Origin of the sequence: Pseudomonas sp. NFACC42-2, assembly GCF_900116055.1 — a bacterium.
GTDB classification, from domain to species: Bacteria; Pseudomonadota; Gammaproteobacteria; order Pseudomonadales; family Pseudomonadaceae; genus Aquipseudomonas; species Aquipseudomonas marginalis.
This window is the reverse complement of the sequence record NZ_FOZO01000003.1, coordinates 693,401-708,327: the sequence shown is the minus strand read 5'-3', so window position 1 is coordinate 708,327 and position 14,927 is coordinate 693,401. Positions and strand designations below refer to the sequence as shown.

The following is a 14,927-nucleotide window of genomic DNA, read 5'->3' as shown; positions in this document are numbered from 1 at the left end:
GCCGCGCGGTATAGTCCGGGCATTGATGAATTCGAGGAATGACCGATGAAGTTCGAAGGCACCCAGGCCTACGTTGCCACCGATGACCTGAAACTGGCCGTCAACGCTGCCATCACCCTGGAGCGCCCACTGCTGGTCAAGGGTGAGCCCGGCACCGGCAAGACCATGCTCGCCGAACAACTGGCCGAGTCCTTCGGCGCCAAGCTGATTACCTGGCACATCAAGTCCACCACCAAGGCCCACCAAGGCTTGTACGAGTATGACGCGGTCAGTCGCCTGCGCGATTCGCAACTGGGGGTGGACAAGGTGCACGACGTGCGCAACTACCTGAAGAAGGGCAAGCTCTGGGAAGCATTCGAGTCCGAGGAGCGGGTGATCCTGCTGATCGATGAAATCGACAAGGCTGACATCGAGTTCCCCAACGACCTGCTGCAGGAACTCGACAAGATGGAGTTCTACGTCTACGAAATCGACGAGACCATCAAGGCCAGGAAGCGCCCGATCATCATCATTACCTCCAACAACGAAAAAGAACTGCCGGACGCATTCCTGCGCCGCTGCTTCTTTCACTACATCGCCTTCCCCGACCGCACCACCCTGCAAAAAATCGTCGACGTGCACTACCCGGACATCAAGAAGGAGCTGGTCAGCGAGGCGCTGGACGTGTTTTTCGACGTGCGCAAAGTCCCCGGCCTGAAGAAAAAACCGTCCACCTCCGAGCTGGTCGACTGGCTCAAGTTGCTGATGGCCGACAATATCGGCGAAGCGGTGCTGCGCGAGCGCGACCCCACCAAGGCCATCCCGCCCCTGGCCGGTGCCTTGGTCAAGAACGAGCAAGACGTGCAGTTACTGGAACGCCTGGCATTCATGAGCCGTCGCGGTAATCGATAATGTTGCTCAACCTGTTCAATGAAATGCGCGCAGCCAAGGTCCCGGTGTCGGTGCGCGAGCTGCTCGACCTGATCAACGCGCTGAAGCAGCGCGTGACCTTTGCCGACATGGACGAGTTCTACTACTTGGCCCGGGCGATCCTGGTCAAGGACGAACGGCATTTCGACAAGTTCGACCGCGCCTTCAGCGCCTACTTCAATGGCCTGGAAAAGCTCGACGACCACCTGCAGGCACTGATCCCCGAAGACTGGCTGCGCAAGGAGTTCGAACGCTCGCTGAGCGACGAAGAGCGCGCACAGATCCAGTCCCTCGGCGGCCTCGACAAACTGATCGAGGCATTCAAGAAACGCCTGGAAGAACAGAAGGAACGCCACGCCGGCGGCAATAAGTGGATCGGCACCGGCGGTACCAGCCCGTTCGGCTCCGGCGGCTACAACCCCGAAGGCATTCGCGTCGGCGACGCCGGCAAACGCCAGGGCAAGGCCGTGAAGGTCTGGGACCAGCGCGAGTACAAGAACCTCGACGACCAGGTGGAACTGGGCACCCGCAACATCAAGATCGCCCTGCGCCGCCTGCGCAAGTTCGCCCGCCAGGGTGCGGCCGAAGAGTTGGACATCGACGGCACCATCGACCACACCGCTCGCGATGCCGGACTGCTGAATATCCAGATGCGCCCGGAACGGCGCAACACCATCAAGCTGCTGTTGCTGTTCGATATCGGCGGCTCGATGGACGCCCACGTGAAGATCTGCGAAGAGCTGTTCTCGGCCTGCAAGACCGAGTTCAAGCACCTGGAGTACTTCTACTTCCACAACTTCGTGTACGAATCGGTGTGGAAAAACAACCAGCGCCGCACCTCGGAGCGCACCTCCACCCAGGACCTGCTGCACAAGTACGGTGCCGATTACAAAGTGATCTTTATCGGCGATGCGTCGATGGCGCCGTATGAAATCACCCAGGCCGGCGGCAGCGTCGAGCATTGGAATGAAGAGCCGGGGTATGTGTGGATGCAGCGCTTCATGGCCAAGTACAAGAAACTGATCTGGATAAACCCGTATCCCAAGGATACCTGGGGTTATACGGCCTCGACGGGGATTGTGCGGGAGTTGGTGGAGGATCAGATGTACCCGCTGACGTTGCGCGGGCTTGAGGAAGGGATGCGCTTTCTCTCCAAATAAACGCCGATCCCCATAATGCAGGAGATCTCATGTGGGAGGGGCGGTGTTATGTAAATCGGCGCAAATACTCGACATGCTGCCGATGTGCCATTTCCTGCACCACCGGCACCAACCTCACCTTTTCTCCCGGCAAACACTGCGCCAACCGCGCCAGCGACAAAGGCGTCAACGCCCCCAGACGCGGATAACCGCCAATAGTCTGCCGATCATTGAGCAACACGATCGGCTGCCCATCCGGCGGCACCTGGATGCCGCCCAACGGGATCCCTTCGGAAATCAGCGACGGCCCTTGGTATTGCAAGGGCGTGCCCAGCAAGCGCATGCCCATGCGGTCGGCGCGGCTGTCCAGGGCCCACTCGGTGTTAAAGGCATCGAACAGGCTCTGGCCGCTGAACAGGCCAATTTGGGCGCCGACGATCACATCCAGCGGCGCCTTGGCCGGCAACGCCTGTGCGCTCAGCACTTTCATCGCTCCGCCGGTACCCGAATAGCCCAACCGCCCCCCTTCGGCCAGGGCCTTGCCAAAGCCGTCCGGCCCGCCGAGTTCCTCGCGTACCACCGTGGCACAACTGCCCAGCACATCCGGCGCATCAAACCCGCCGGGTGCCGCCAGGTAAGCCCGCGCGCCGCTGAACGGCTGGGTAAAGCGCAGGCGCTGGCCCTTTTGCAGGATAAAACTGCGCCCGGGGCTGATCGCACGTTCATCGATATACGCCCCCAGATCCGCACCGGCCAGCGACAACAGGCAATAGTCCTCGGCCTGCACGGTAAAGCCACCGAGGGTGATTTCCACCACCGGCGCGTCCAGCGCATTGCCCAGCAGCCAGTTGGCCCAGGACATCGACACCCAATCCAGCGCGCCGCCCTGGGTCACGCCCAGGTGGCGCACGCCAAAACGACCGGCGTCCTGCAGCAGGCACAGCGGCGTGCTGGCCTCGATGATCAAGCGGCTCATGCCTGCGCCTCCAACGGCGTGTCATCGCCACCCAGATTGATAAATTCGGCGTGGCTGACCGACTCAAAGCGCACCGTGTCACCGGGCTGCATCAGGCTGTAGCCGTCGCGCTCGCGGTCAAACAGCTTGGCCGGCGTGCGGCCAATGAGGTTCCAGCCACCGGGGGACACCACCGGGTAGGCGGCGGTTTGCCGCTCGGCGATGCCCACGCTGCCGGCCGCCACGCGTTTGCGTGGGGTGCTCAGGCGCGGTGTGGCGAGGATTTCATCCACCAGCCCCATAAAGGCAAAACCGGGGGCGAAGCCGAGGGCGAACACCTGGTATTCGTGGGCGCTGTGGCGGCGGATCACGTCGTCGACGGCCAGGCCACTGCGCCGGGCGAGCAATGTCAATTCAGGGCCGACGCTCAGGTCGTACAACACCGGCAGCACATGGCATTGGCCGCTGCCCTGGGCCTGGGGTTGCAGGTCGGTCAGGGCCTGGTCGATCAATTCCCGCGCCTGGGCCGGGTTCAACGCCGTGAGGTCGTAATGCACCATCAAGGTGGTGTAGGACGGCACCAGGTCCACCAGGGCTGCGCCAAAGCCGCTGCGCAGGCGCTGGGTGGCGGCGAGCATCCACGGCATATTGGCTTCGGCGATCACCTCGAACAGACGCACCATCAGGCAGTCGATCGCCACCACTTCAATCCGTGGCTTCATGCTGGCTTCAATGCCTCGCGGATACGCTTTACGGCGGCGACCGAGCTGGCATTGTCGCCATGCACGCACAGGGTATTGGCGCGCAATAGCAACGGGCTGCCGTCGCTGGCGGTAAGGGGTTCGCCACGGGAAAGAGTCAAGGACTGCTGGACGATGACCTCTGGATCATGGTGCACCGCCCCCGGCAATTGACGTGAAACCAGATGGCCGTTGGCGTCGTAGGCACGGTCGGCAAAGGCCTCGAACCACAGGATCACCCCGTATTCGTCGCCCAGTGCCTGGGCCGCGCTGTTGTCGCGGGTCGCCAGCAGCATCAGCGGCAGGTCGCCATACGCGGCCACGGCCTCGATCACAGCACGCAGTTGCGCCGGGTTGGCCATCATGTCGTTGTACATCGCGCCATGGGGCTTGACGTAACTGACACGCCCGCCCTGGGCACGGCAGATGCCGTCGAGGGCGCCGATCTGGTAATGCAGCAGGTCCTGGATTTCCTGGGGGGTGTAGGCCATGGAGCGGCGGCCGAAGCCTTGCAGGTCCTGGTACGCCGGGTGTGCGCCGACCTGTACACCGTGCTTGAGGGCCAGGCTGACGGTCTTGCGCATGATGCTCGGATCGCCGGCATGAAAGCCGCAGGCCACGTTGGCGCAATCGATGAACGGCATGACCTCGGCGTCCAGACCCATGGTCCAGTTGCCAAAGCTCTCGCCGATGTCGCAATTCAATAGCAGACGGCTCACGCTGGTTGCTCCTGTAGGCTTTGTTTTTTTGTAGTGTGGGATTTTTTACGCAGAACTCGCAACTTGTCCTGATACCCCAACGGCGCTTATCGTGGAATAGCCTGATTTTTGGCGTTTGCCCGGTGCGGCGTCCAACTAATAAAAACCGATCCATGCATAAGAAAAAGTTGATCCCATGAATTTGAAGTTCCTCGAAACCTTCGTCTGGGTGGCCAAGCTCAAGAGCTTCCGCCTGACTGCGGAGAAGCTGTTCACCACCCAGGCCTCGATCTCCAGCCGCATCGCCGTGCTGGAAAGCGAGCTGGGGGTAAAGCTGTTCCTGCGCGACTCCCGGGGCGTGAGCCTGACCCCGGAAGGCTTGAAGGTGCTCGATTACGCCGAGCAAATGATGGTGACCATGCAGGGCCTGAAGCAGTCCCTGGAAACCACCAGCAGCAAGGTCGGGCGCATTCGCATCGGTGCGATGGACACGGTGATCCACACCTGGCTCAGCCCATTGGTGGCGGAACTGATGGACCATTTCCCATTGGTGGAAATCGAATTGGTCGCCGATACCGCGCTTAACCTCAGCGATCAGCTGCAAAAAGGCTTTCTCGACCTGATCCTGCAAACCGACCTGCTGCGCCTGGAAACCGTGCGCAGCCTGGAGCTGGCCAGCCATCCCATGGCCTGGATCGTCGCCAGCCAGTCGATCTACAACCGCGACTACGCCTCCCTCGCCGAACTGGCCCAGGAGCGCATCATCACCTACTCGAAAAACTCCCACCCGCACCAGGACGTCATCAGCCTGATGCAGGCCAACGGCGTGGCCGCGCCACGGATGAACTGCGTGAACTCGGTGTCGGCGATTACCCGGTTGTTGCGCGATGGCTTCGGGATTGGTGCGTTGCCGCCGGTGCTGGTCAGGGAAGAATTGGCGCGGGGCGAATTGGTGATGTTGCCGATGGCGCAGAAACTGCCGAACCTGCAGGTGGTGGTGTCGTGGCGCGTGGGGGTGGAGTTGGTGGAGGAGATTGTCGGGCTGTGCCAGAAGGTCGTTACCCGCTATGCCGAGGAAGTCGGCGAAGAGCGGATGGTGCTGAGCAACTGAATAAACCGGATACACATGTGGGAGGGGGCACGTCGAGTCGTCGCACCGCCCCTCCCACATTAGACCGAGGTGTGGGTTAGAGACCTTTCAGGTCCCGTTCTTCGATTGGCCGGCTCTGGCGCAAGCGCTTGCCGCCCAGCACCACCCAGTCGATCAGGCGGAACAGGCACTCCAGGCCAAACGACAGCAGCATCGCCCCGCCCAGGCCCCAGCCCATGGCTTCGGGGGTCAGCAGGATCTGGTAGCTGTAGCCGTTCCAGGTCTCCAGGCGGATATCCGGGTCGGCGGCCACCGCCACTTGCAGGGCGCGGATGTACCATGGGCCTTGCATGGCCTGGAATTGCTTGTCCAACGCCACCTGGCGGTCAAGCATGGCGCCCAGGCTGTTGGCGTCGCTCTGGAACACCGGGTCGTCGCTGGCGCGGTAATGCGCCACCAAGGCCTTCAAGTCACCGTTGAAGAACTGCCGCGCGGTGGTTTCAAACCCGCTCAGGCCGGTCTGGGCCTCGATCAGGTGGGCTTCGACGCGCTTGGCGTAGTCGTTGATAAACCCCGGCACTTGCACGCCGACCAACAGGCCAATGGCAAACAGCACCAACCGCAGATAACTGAGCAACATGGTCGATATCCTTACTCGGTAACGCCCTGGCTGACGCATTCACCGCGTCGCCACAGGCTCCATTGGCCCGGTTCGTAGCGGGTCCAGTTTTCGTTGTCGGTCAACGGCTCGGTGGCGATCACCGTCACCACATCATTGGGGGTGGTTTCGGCCTGAAAATCGACGATCACGTCGACATCCTTCAGGCGCGCCGGACCAAACGGCGCACGCCGGGTGATCTGCGCCAGTTTGGTCGAGCAATAGCAAAACAGCCAGTCACCGTCGCTGAGCAGGCAGTTGAACACACCTTTGCTGCGGTATTCGGCACAGGCGGCGATCAGGTCCGGCAGCATCTGTTCGATGTCCACCGGCTCGGGGAAGGCCTCGCGCACGCGGTTGAGCAGGTCGCAGAAGGCCGCTTCGCTGTCGGTATCGCCGACTGGCCGATAAAACGTGGCGCGGGGATGGAAGTCCGCCAACTGGCCGTTGTGGGCGAAACACCAGTTGCGGCCCCACAGTTCGCGCACGAACGGGTGGGTGTTGGCCAGGCTCACCTTGCCGACGTTGGCCTGGCGGATATGGCCGATCACCACTTCACTCTTGATGGGGTAACGCTGCACCAGCAGGGCGACTTCCGACTCGCTGCTGGCGGCCGGGTCCTGGAACAGGCGCAGGCCACGACCTTCGTAGAAGGCGATGCCCCAACCGTCGCGGTGGGGGCCGGTACGCCCACCGCGCTGCATCAGCCCGGTAAAGCTGAACACGATATCGGTGGGGACGTTGGCACTCATGCCCAATAATTCACACATGCCAGGGCTCTCGCTGCAGGGCGGACAACGTTAAAGGCGCGGTTCGACCCGCATACCGCTCACCGGTGCAGGACGACGGAACGGCTCATCGTCTTCATCCACAGGCTCGGCGGCCAAGGCGGCGTCGGTGGCGGCCTTGCGCTCACGGCGGGCGTTGGCGGCGCGCTCGATGGGCCAGCGGATCAGCACAAACACGAGGTACACACCAAAAGCGATCAGGGTGTACATGAACAAATCGGAAATCGCCCGCCAGGCGTTATTGCCGACCTTGAGCACCAGGTCCAGGGCCGTGATGGCCACGGCCGGCGCGAACTGAGTCTTGACCGGGTCGACGATGGTCGGGCTCAGCAACAGCACGGCCATCAGCAATTGCAGCGGTTCGCGCAGCCAGCGCCAGATCCAGCGGGTCATGCGCCACCACACCAACAGGCAGCCCAAGGCAGCGAAGGCGTAAAGGCCCCAAGCGGTCAGATAGTCGTTCTCGGTCATGGTGTCCATGGCAAGGTAGGCAAACAGGCGGCTATGATAACGGCTTTTGCGTGTCGCGGCTGCAATGCCTGCCACCTTCCGCCAGACAGAGAGTGCTCCATGCCTTCATCGACCGCCCCGATTGCCCGTAAAGCCCCAGGCCAGGACCCGTACGCCTGGCTGCAAGAGCGCGACAGCGTTGAGGTCCTTGATTACCTGAAGGCCGAAAATGCCTTCCAGGAAGCCCAGCTCGCCGACCAGCAGGCCCTGCGCGAAACCCTGTTCGAGGAGATCAAGGGCCGCATTCTCGAAACCGACCTGTCCCTGCCCTCCCCCTGGGGCCCGTACCTGTATTACACGCGCACCACCGCCGGTGACGAATACGCCCGCCACTACCGCTGCCGCCGCCCGGCCGACGACGGCAACCAGGTGGACGACAGCAGCGAAGAGCTGTTGCTGGACCCGAACGTGCTGGCCAACGGCGGCTTCTTTTCCCTCGGCGCATTCAGCATCAGCCCCGATCACCAGCGCCTGGCCTACAGCCTCGATACCAGTGGCGAAGAGATCTATACCCTGTTCGTGAAGGAATTGGCCACGGGCAAAGTCAGCGAACTGGAGTTCCAGGATTGCGACGGCAGCATGACCTGGGCTAATGACAGCCTGACCCTGTTCTTCGGCGAGCTGGACGACACCCACCGCCCGCACAAGCTGTATCGCTACCGCCTGGATGGCACGGCGGCGCAGGAAGTGTTCCATGAGCCCGACGGCCGGTTCTTCCTGCATTGCTACCGTTCCAGCTCCGAGCGCCAGTTGCTGCTCTCGCTCGGCAGCAAGACCACCAGCGAGGTCTGGGCGCTGGATGCCGACCAGCCGCACCTGGTCTTCACCTGCCTGGCGCCACGGGTCGAGGACCATGAATACGATGTCGACCACGGCCAACTGAATGGCGCGTGGACCTGGTTTATCCGCAGCAACCGTGATGGCATCAACTACGCCCTGTTTGTGGCGACCGACATTGGCGACGTGCCGACCGAGGATGAGTGGCAGAACCTGATCCCCCACAGCGATGACGTGATGCTCGACGGCGTCAGCCTCAACACCGGCGCCATGACCCTGAGCCTGCGCATCGGCGGCCTGCCGGTGATCGAAGTGCACCCCCAGGGCTTGCCGGCGTATCGCGTGGAGCTGCCCGACGCCGCCTACAGCCTCTACGTGCAAAACAGCCTGGAATTCGTCAGCGACAAGATCCGCCTGCGCTATGAAGCCCTGAACCGCCCGGCCCAGGTGCGCCAGCTGGAACTGGCCAGCGGCGCGCAGCAGGTGCTCAAGGAAACCCCGGTACTCGGCGTGTTCAATGCCGATGACTACGTCAGCCAGCGCCTGTGGGCCACCTCCGCCGATGGCACCCAGGTGCCGATCAGCCTGGTGGTCAAGCGCGACCAACTCGGCAAACCGACACCCTTGTACCTGTATGGCTACGGCGCCTATGGCTCAAGCCTCGACCCGTGGTTCTCCCATGCACGCCTGAGCCTGCTGGACCGTGGCGTGGCCTTCGCCATTGCGCATGTGCGCGGCGGTGGCGAACTGGGTGAAGCCTGGTATCGCAATGGCAAGCAGGAACACAAGCAGAACACCTTCAGCGACTTTATCGCGTGTGCCGAACACCTGATCGCCGAGGGCCTGACCACCTCCAGGCAACTGGTCATCAGCGGGGGCAGTGCCGGCGGCCTGTTGATCGGCGCGGTGCTCAACCAGCGTCCGGAGTTGTTCCAGGCGGCGATTGCCGAAGTGCCGTTTGTCGACGTGCTCAACACCATGCTCGACCCGGAATTGCCGCTGACCATCACCGAGTACGACGAGTGGGGCAACCCCGAAGAGCCTGCGGTGTATGAACGCATCAAGGCCTACGCGCCGTACGAAAACGTCAGCGCCCAGGCCTACCCGGCCACGCTGGTGATCGCCGGCTACAACGACAGCCGCGTGCAGTACTGGGAAGCGGCCAAGTGGGTGGCCAAGTTGCGCGCGACCAAGACGGACGACAACCTGCTGTTGCTCAAGACCGAACTGGGTGCCGGCCATGGCGGGATGAGCGGTCGCTACCAGGGATTACGTGACGTAGCCCTCGAATATGCATTCGTGTTCAAGGCGCTGGGGCTGGTTTAAGGAACTTAGCGGGGCGGTCCTGTCTGAACATTCAGACCGCCTCCTGATTGATGGACCAAGATTGCAGCCATGGCACTACCGACGCTAATGAATACCGAAATCCGCGACATGCTCATGGACTGCGGCCTGTTCGACCCGTTGTTGCCGGAAGACTTCTACGTCGCCGCCGGCTACTTCAATATCAGCAGCATTGCCGAGGGCGAGGTGATTTTCCTCGAGGGCGATGCCGGCACCTTCATGTGCATCATCCACAGCGGCCAGGTGGCGGTGCAGAAAACCAACCACACCGGCCAGCGCCTGACCATTGCCACCCTGCGCAGCGGCCGGGCCTTTGGGGAGATGGCCGTGCTTGACGGCGAGCGGCGCTCCGCCAGTTGCGTGGCCGCCAGCGACTGCGTGTTGTTGAACCTGGGCAAGGACGCCCTGGAAAAGATGCTCAATGAAACGCCGCGTGTGGCGGCGAAGATCATCCGCGCAATCGCCATCGCGTTGTCCAAGCGCCTGCGCATGGCCGATGGGCAATTACTCTCCCAACAGTTTTAACCGCCGGGCGTCTTCGGCTTGCTGTCGTTCTGCTGCAGGCCGGGCACCGTCTGGTCCTTCGGCGGTGTCGGCAATACGATGGGCACCAACGGCGGTGAGCCATTCGTCTTCGGCACGGCCGGCGGGGTGATCTGCGGATACAGCGTCGGCGTTGGCGTGCCCGGTGCGCCGGGGCTAGGTGCCGGCGCCACCGGTACGGTTTGCAACTCCTGAGCCTGCGCCGCACCCAATGCGAGCGCGCTCAACACAATGACCGTTAGAATGCTGCACTTCATCGATGGCTCCATGGCCTGACCGGAATGTCGTAAGGCTACTCCCAACCGCGCAAGAATGCCCTTCCCAATGAGATTTCCATGAAACGTTTCGTTCTGCTGGACACCACCCCGATCCCCGACAACGGCGGTGCCTTGTGCCTGTTCGAATACGGTGAAGACTTTGTCATCAAGATCCAGGGCGGTGACGGCGGCCAGTTGATGAACACGCGCATGCACGGCTCCGAAGACGCGCTGGCGGAAATCCCTTGCCGCAAGGTCGCGGGGCGCCCGGGCTCACGGGTATTGATCGGTGGGTTGGGCATGGGCTTTACCCTGGCGTCGGCGCTCAAGCACCTGGGCAAGAGCGCCGAAGTGGTGGTGGCGGAACTGGTGCCCGGTGTCGTGGAATGGAACCGGGGGCCACTGGGGGAAAAGTCCGGCCGCCCACTGCTGGACCCGCGCACGGTGATCCGCATGGAAGACGTGGCCAAGGTGCTGCAGGCCGAGCCCCAGGGCTTTGACGCGATCATGCTCGACGTCGACAACGGCCCCGAAGGCCTGACGCAGAAGGCCAACAGCTGGCTCTATTCCGCCGGTGGCCTGGCTGCCTGCGCCAAGGCCTTGCGGCCCAAGGGCGTGCTGGCGGTGTGGTCCGCCAGCGCCGACAAACTGTTCAGCGACAAACTGCGCAAGGCCGGTTTCAAGGCCGAGGAAGTGCAGGTGTTTGCCCATGGCAACAAGGGCACCCGGCATACCATCTGGATAGCGGAGAAGCTCAAGGGCTGAGCACGCTTCCCAAGACGCCCCTCCCACATGTTGATCCCTGTCAGTTGTGGGATTTGCGGTAGTCGATCACGTACGGCACTTTTTTGTCGAAGGTCTTCTCCAGCTCATCGCGGTCCAGCCGGGTCATGCCGCCCAGTTGATGGGCGGTAAAACCGCTGTCCCCCACCTGCGAGCCCGGCGCCAGGCTGACCATGCGCTTGGCGACCGATTCGATAGCATCCTTGTAGCCGCCTTTCTTGTTCAAGTTGTACTGGCCCAGATCAATCTGTGTGCGCAGCCAGTTACCCCAATAGAACTCCAGAAACTCCGGGGCGATCTGCCCGTCATTCGGCTTGCCATAGGCGGCCTTGCGGGTGAAATACACCAGGCTGCGGAAGGTGTCGTCCTGCAGGTTCTTGAAGCCCAGGTGCGCCGGCAGTTGTTCCGGCGGCAGGGCCTGGCCCTGGTTGTCCTTGAGCCAGACCTTGCGGGCCGCTTCCATGCGCTGCCAGAAGCTCGCCATGTTCGGGCTGTTGCTGAAGTCATCGGTGACCTTCACCCACATTTTCAGGCGCGGGCCGCCGCCGGGCACTTCCCACAAGGTGGTGAAACTGTGGTGACCGTCGGTCAGGTACAGTTGGCCGGCGGGGCCGACCACCACGGTTTTCATGTCCTCGGGATGGGTGCCCACCGGGTCCTTGCAGGTGAAGCTGTCGGGCTGGTGCAGGTCAGCCTTGTCGGGCACCTTGTCGGCCTCGCCCTGGCCGTTGGTTTCGCAGTATTCATCGAAGACCTTGGCGGGTTTGTCGGCGAACAGGCCCAGGCTATAGTAGATCTGGTCGAAGCCCACCACCGCCTGGGTCGGATGCAATTGTTCAAGGGCAACCTCGATCACCTGCCCGGGCTTGGGCGTCGAGAGCGCCTGGGCCTGAAGGGTAACGACACACAGCAGCAGTGCAACAGTCCATGAAAGCAGACGCATGTTTTTCAGATCCTTATGAGTAAAGTAAATCGATCCCAGCGGTCATTTGCGGCGCAAGCGGCTAGAATCAACGCTATCCGTGACCACCAAACAGCCAGGAGCCATGATGAGCTCGACCAACCCGCCCTCCCACACCGCCAAGCTGGACCGCATCCTTGCCGATGCCCAGCGCGACCGGGAAATGGGCTACCGCGACAAAGCCCTGAAGATGTACCCCCACGTGTGCGGCCGCTGCGCCCGTGAGTTCGCAGGCAAGCGCTTGAGCGAACTCACCGTACACCACCGTAACCACAATCATGATGACAATCCCCAGGACGGCTCGAACTGGGAGTTGCTGTGCCTGTACTGCCACGACAACGAACACTCGCGCTACACCGACCAGCAATACTTCGGCGAAGGCTCCACCAGCAGCCCGACGATCGCCAAGGCCACGCATAACCCGTTTGCGGCGTTGGCGGGGTTGATGAAGAAGGACGACTGAAGAGTGTCGTCGCCTGTCCTGGCCTCATCGGGAGCACGCCCCCTCCCACATTTTGAGTTGCGAACACTTTCAAATGTGGGAGGGGGCTTGCTCCCGATAGCGTTAGCCCAAGCAATACACCGCCTTCAGGCCGTATAATCGCCGCTTTTCTCCAAGGCACCCTTCCCCGTGGGCAATAAACGCTACAGCTGCATCGGTCTGTATAACCCCAAATCCCCCGAAAACGTTGGCTCGGTCATGCGTGCCGCCGGCTGCTACGGCGTGGCCTCGGTGTTCTACACCGGCGTGCGCTACGAGCGCGCCCGGGACTTCATCACCGACACCAAGAAGGTCCACCACGACATTCCGCTGATCGGCATCGATGACCTGAAGAAGATCCTGCCCCTGGGCTGCATCCCGGTCGCCGTGGAGCTGGTGGACGGTGCCCGCCCGCTGCCCGAATACACTCACCCCGACCGCGCGCTGTATATCTTCGGCCCTGAAGACGGGTCGCTGGATAAAGACATCCGCGACTGGTGCGAAGACGTCGTGTACATCCCCACCACCGGCTGCATGAACCTGGCCGCCACCGTCAACGTGGTGCTCTACGACCGCATGGCCAAGGGCAATAACACCCGTTCGGGTCCCAAGTACTGATCTTTTGGGAACATCCGGCGCCTGCGCGCAGTCAGCTGCATACACTTGCCCTTGTTGGAGACAGATCATGAGCGACAGCACAACCTTGCGACCTATCATCGAACACACCCCCTTCCAGAATCAGCCCACCCAGAACGTGCACGGCTGGGAACGTATCGGCTCGGTGGCCGGTGGCGTAATGATGGTGGGCAAAGGCCTGCGCCGTGGCGGGATTTTCGGCCTGATTCAGGTGGCGATCGGCGGCGTGGCCCTGGCGCGCGGCTTTACCGGGCACAGCGCGCTTAAAGACAAGCTGGAACAGGGCCGCCAGGAAATGAACAGCGTGCGCACGAAGATCGAGCGTGCCGGTGCAGAGCTGAAAAACCTGAAGACCAAGGCGGAAGTGGCGGCGGAGAAAGCGGTTAAAACCACGGGTTAGATTCAAATGTGGAAGGGCTAGGCATCAGCGTAAGAGTTTGGAATCGAGCACCACCGACGATTCGCCGATGATGCTCTCGGCCAACTGCACAAACTCGGCGGTGGTGATGCTGTTGGCGCGCATCACCGCCTGCGCGAGATCATCCAGGGAGCGCTTGTTGTGAGTCTTTACGCGGATCTCGCGATCCAGCTCCTGCAACACCACCACCGCCCGTGACACCGTCGCACCGCTGACGTGGTCGCCGCGCAGGCTGGTCACGTCCTTGCCGTCCCTGGCCAAGCGCGCCTGTATCGCCTGATAGCGCTCATCGGTCACCCCGCCGGCACGGCGCACCAGTTCAATGGCGTAGTACTCCGCCAGCCCCTCGCTGATCCAGTCGCTGGTGTCGTGGTCGTTGAAGCGGCCAATCGCCTGCACCACTTCACGGATCAACGGGCTGCTGCCGTTCTCGCTGACCAGCGGCGTGCGGCTGTTGAGGTAGATCGAGTCGCGCGCCGAGACCGCGCCACGGCGCATCGGATCGCTGGCGCCCACCACCAGCAGCTTGGCCGGATGACGTGGGAACGCCGCTTCCACCTGCGGCCAGACAAAGGTCAGCAGTGTCAGCACATCCATCCGCCGCATGGCTTGCCCCTTGGGCGAGGCGATGGTCACTTCGGTCTCGCCCAGGCGCACGCGGCGGCTGCCCAGGGTGCCGGCGAGCATCCAGCCGGTGGGCCGGTCAAACAGGCGCGAGACGTTGTCGATGCGGAACTTGTTCTTGCCGATGCGCGGCCAGGCGGTTTCGATGCTTTTCCAGCCGGCCGGCAGTTCGAACACCAGGCGCGAGACCAGTTCGACGCCGTCCTGCTGGTCGAGGCGTGCGGGCGGCACCAGGTCTTCGCCGCGAAACAGTGCCCAGCTCGGGGTCATCCGCGCTTCATAAATACCCGGTTTGCGCGCGTGGCTCAGGCGCACCCGATAGGTCAGGCTGGCCTTGTTGGCGCTGGGTTGCCACAGGCCGCGGTGGTCATTGATGCTCCACTGGCCATCGGCCTTGAAGTCACTGTAGTCGCCGGTGCGGCCCAGGTCGAAGTTCAGGCTGCGCACCGCCGAACCCTGGGACAGGCTCACCCGCACCTCGGCCTGATCGTCCTGGGGCAGCAGCTTGACGTGATAATCCAGGTCGACTTTCTTCGCGCACCACGCAGGCATGCTCAACGCCAGCAACACCAGGCTTGCCGCCAGCTTGGTTCCCACCCTCATACACACTCCTTGC

18 protein-coding genes are annotated in these 14,927 nt (G+C 62.5%); 9 read left to right on the top strand and 9 right to left on the bottom strand.

The features are described from left to right. Window positions 1-45: 45 nt before the first annotated feature. Window positions 46-891 carry an AAA family ATPase gene (locus BM416_RS10675; RefSeq protein WP_065938937.1) on the top strand — a complete coding sequence of 282 codons (846 nt, stop codon included), beginning with the start codon at window positions 46-48 and terminating at the stop codon, window positions 889-891. Beyond that, window positions 891-2,069: a vWA domain-containing protein gene (locus tag BM416_RS10670; RefSeq protein WP_024074064.1), complete on the top strand. Its 1,179-nt coding sequence runs from the start codon at window positions 891-893 to the stop codon at window positions 2,067-2,069. Before BM416_RS10675 ends, BM416_RS10670 begins: the two co-directional genes overlap by 1 nt. Window positions 2,070-2,115: 46 nt before the next feature. On the opposite strand, the gene BM416_RS10665 is transcribed toward BM416_RS10670, so the two are convergent. The 3 genes from BM416_RS10665 to BM416_RS10655 are packed head-to-tail and all read right to left on the bottom strand — an operon-like array spanning window position 2,116 to window position 4,462. Continuing rightward, on the bottom strand, window positions 2,116-3,024 hold the full coding sequence (locus BM416_RS10665; protein ID WP_092487992.1) for a 5-oxoprolinase subunit C family protein: 909 nt from the start codon (window positions 3,022-3,024) through the stop codon (window positions 2,116-2,118). Beyond that, window positions 3,021-3,725 carry a 5-oxoprolinase subunit PxpB gene (gene pxpB, locus BM416_RS10660; RefSeq protein WP_092487989.1) on the bottom strand — a complete coding sequence of 235 codons (705 nt, stop codon included), beginning with the start codon at window positions 3,723-3,725 and terminating at the stop codon, window positions 3,021-3,023. Before pxpB ends, BM416_RS10665 begins: the two co-directional genes overlap by 4 nt. Next, entirely contained in the window at window positions 3,722-4,462 is a 741-nt protein-coding gene (locus BM416_RS10655) for a 5-oxoprolinase subunit PxpA (RefSeq protein WP_092356644.1), read from the bottom strand. Before BM416_RS10655 ends, pxpB begins: the two co-directional genes overlap by 4 nt. Before the next feature lie 175 nt (window positions 4,463-4,637). Between BM416_RS10655 and BM416_RS10650 the strand changes: the two genes are divergently transcribed. Next, complete coding sequence (locus BM416_RS10650; RefSeq protein WP_092487986.1) at window positions 4,638-5,552, top strand: LysR family transcriptional regulator; 915 nt, start codon at window positions 4,638-4,640, stop codon at window positions 5,550-5,552. 76 nt (window positions 5,553-5,628) lie between these two features. Here the strand turns inward: BM416_RS10650 and BM416_RS10645 are convergent, their stop codons facing one another. The 3 genes from BM416_RS10645 to BM416_RS10635 are packed head-to-tail and all read right to left on the bottom strand — an operon-like array spanning window position 5,629 to window position 7,523. Next, a complete protein-coding gene (locus BM416_RS10645) occupies window positions 5,629-6,171 on the bottom strand; it encodes a DUF2937 family protein (protein ID WP_027604263.1) in 543 nt (180 codons plus the stop codon). Between the two features lie 11 nt (window positions 6,172-6,182). Beyond that, window positions 6,183-6,959, bottom strand: coding sequence for a class II glutamine amidotransferase (locus BM416_RS10640; protein ID WP_065928175.1), 777 nt, complete (start codon window positions 6,957-6,959; stop codon window positions 6,183-6,185). A gap of 30 nt (window positions 6,960-6,989) precedes the next feature. After that, complete coding sequence (locus BM416_RS10635; protein ID WP_027604265.1) at window positions 6,990-7,523, bottom strand: hypothetical protein; 534 nt, start codon at window positions 7,521-7,523, stop codon at window positions 6,990-6,992. 24 nt (window positions 7,524-7,547) lie between these two features. On the opposite strand from BM416_RS10635, the gene BM416_RS10630 reads away from it, so the two are divergent. After that, the gene (locus BM416_RS10630) at window positions 7,548-9,590 is read left to right on the top strand and encodes a S9 family peptidase (protein ID WP_092487983.1); all 2,043 of its coding nucleotides are present in this window, start codon (window positions 7,548-7,550) and stop codon (window positions 9,588-9,590) included. Window positions 9,591-9,659: 69 nt separating this feature from the next. Further along, window positions 9,660-10,133 carry a cyclic nucleotide-binding domain-containing protein gene (locus BM416_RS10625; protein WP_027604267.1) on the top strand — a complete coding sequence of 158 codons (474 nt, stop codon included), beginning with the start codon at window positions 9,660-9,662 and terminating at the stop codon, window positions 10,131-10,133. Here BM416_RS10625 and BM416_RS10620 read toward each other — a convergent pair. Next, the gene (locus BM416_RS10620) at window positions 10,130-10,408 is read right to left on the bottom strand and encodes a hypothetical protein (RefSeq protein WP_027604268.1); all 279 of its coding nucleotides are present in this window, start codon (window positions 10,406-10,408) and stop codon (window positions 10,130-10,132) included. The two genes, BM416_RS10625 and BM416_RS10620, sit on opposite strands and share 4 nt — an antisense overlap. A 78-nt stretch (window positions 10,409-10,486) precedes the next feature. Between BM416_RS10620 and BM416_RS10615 the strand changes: the two genes are divergently transcribed. Next, window positions 10,487-11,173, top strand: a complete 687-nt coding sequence (locus BM416_RS10615) for a spermidine synthase (protein WP_065929156.1) — start codon at window positions 10,487-10,489, stop codon at window positions 11,171-11,173. A gap of 40 nt (window positions 11,174-11,213) precedes the next feature. Here BM416_RS10615 and BM416_RS10610 read toward each other — a convergent pair whose 3' ends face one another. After that, a complete protein-coding gene (locus tag BM416_RS10610) occupies window positions 11,214-12,134 on the bottom strand; it encodes a ParB/Srx family N-terminal domain-containing protein (RefSeq protein ID WP_092487980.1) in 921 nt (306 codons plus the stop codon). Between the two features lie 106 nt (window positions 12,135-12,240). On the opposite strand from BM416_RS10610, the gene BM416_RS10605 reads away from it, so the two are divergent. The 3 genes from BM416_RS10605 to BM416_RS10595 all read left to right on the top strand — a co-directional run bounded on the left by BM416_RS10605 (window position 12,241) and on the right by BM416_RS10595 (window position 13,669). After that, entirely contained in the window at window positions 12,241-12,615 is a 375-nt protein-coding gene (locus BM416_RS10605) for a YajD family HNH nuclease (RefSeq protein WP_003210675.1), read from the top strand. 168 nt (window positions 12,616-12,783) lie between these two features. Continuing rightward, complete coding sequence (locus tag BM416_RS10600) at window positions 12,784-13,251, top strand: RNA methyltransferase (protein ID WP_065938927.1); 468 nt, start codon at window positions 12,784-12,786, stop codon at window positions 13,249-13,251. Window positions 13,252-13,318: 67 nt separating this feature from the next. Further along, a complete protein-coding gene (locus tag BM416_RS10595) occupies window positions 13,319-13,669 on the top strand; it encodes a YgaP family membrane protein (protein ID WP_027604272.1) in 351 nt (116 codons plus the stop codon). Window positions 13,670-13,693: 24 nt separating this feature from the next. Here BM416_RS10595 and BM416_RS10590 read toward each other — a convergent pair whose 3' ends face one another. Then, window positions 13,694-14,914 carry a hypothetical protein gene (locus tag BM416_RS10590; RefSeq protein ID WP_092487977.1) on the bottom strand — a complete coding sequence of 407 codons (1,221 nt, stop codon included), beginning with the start codon at window positions 14,912-14,914 and terminating at the stop codon, window positions 13,694-13,696. Window positions 14,915-14,927: the final 13 nt, after the last annotated feature.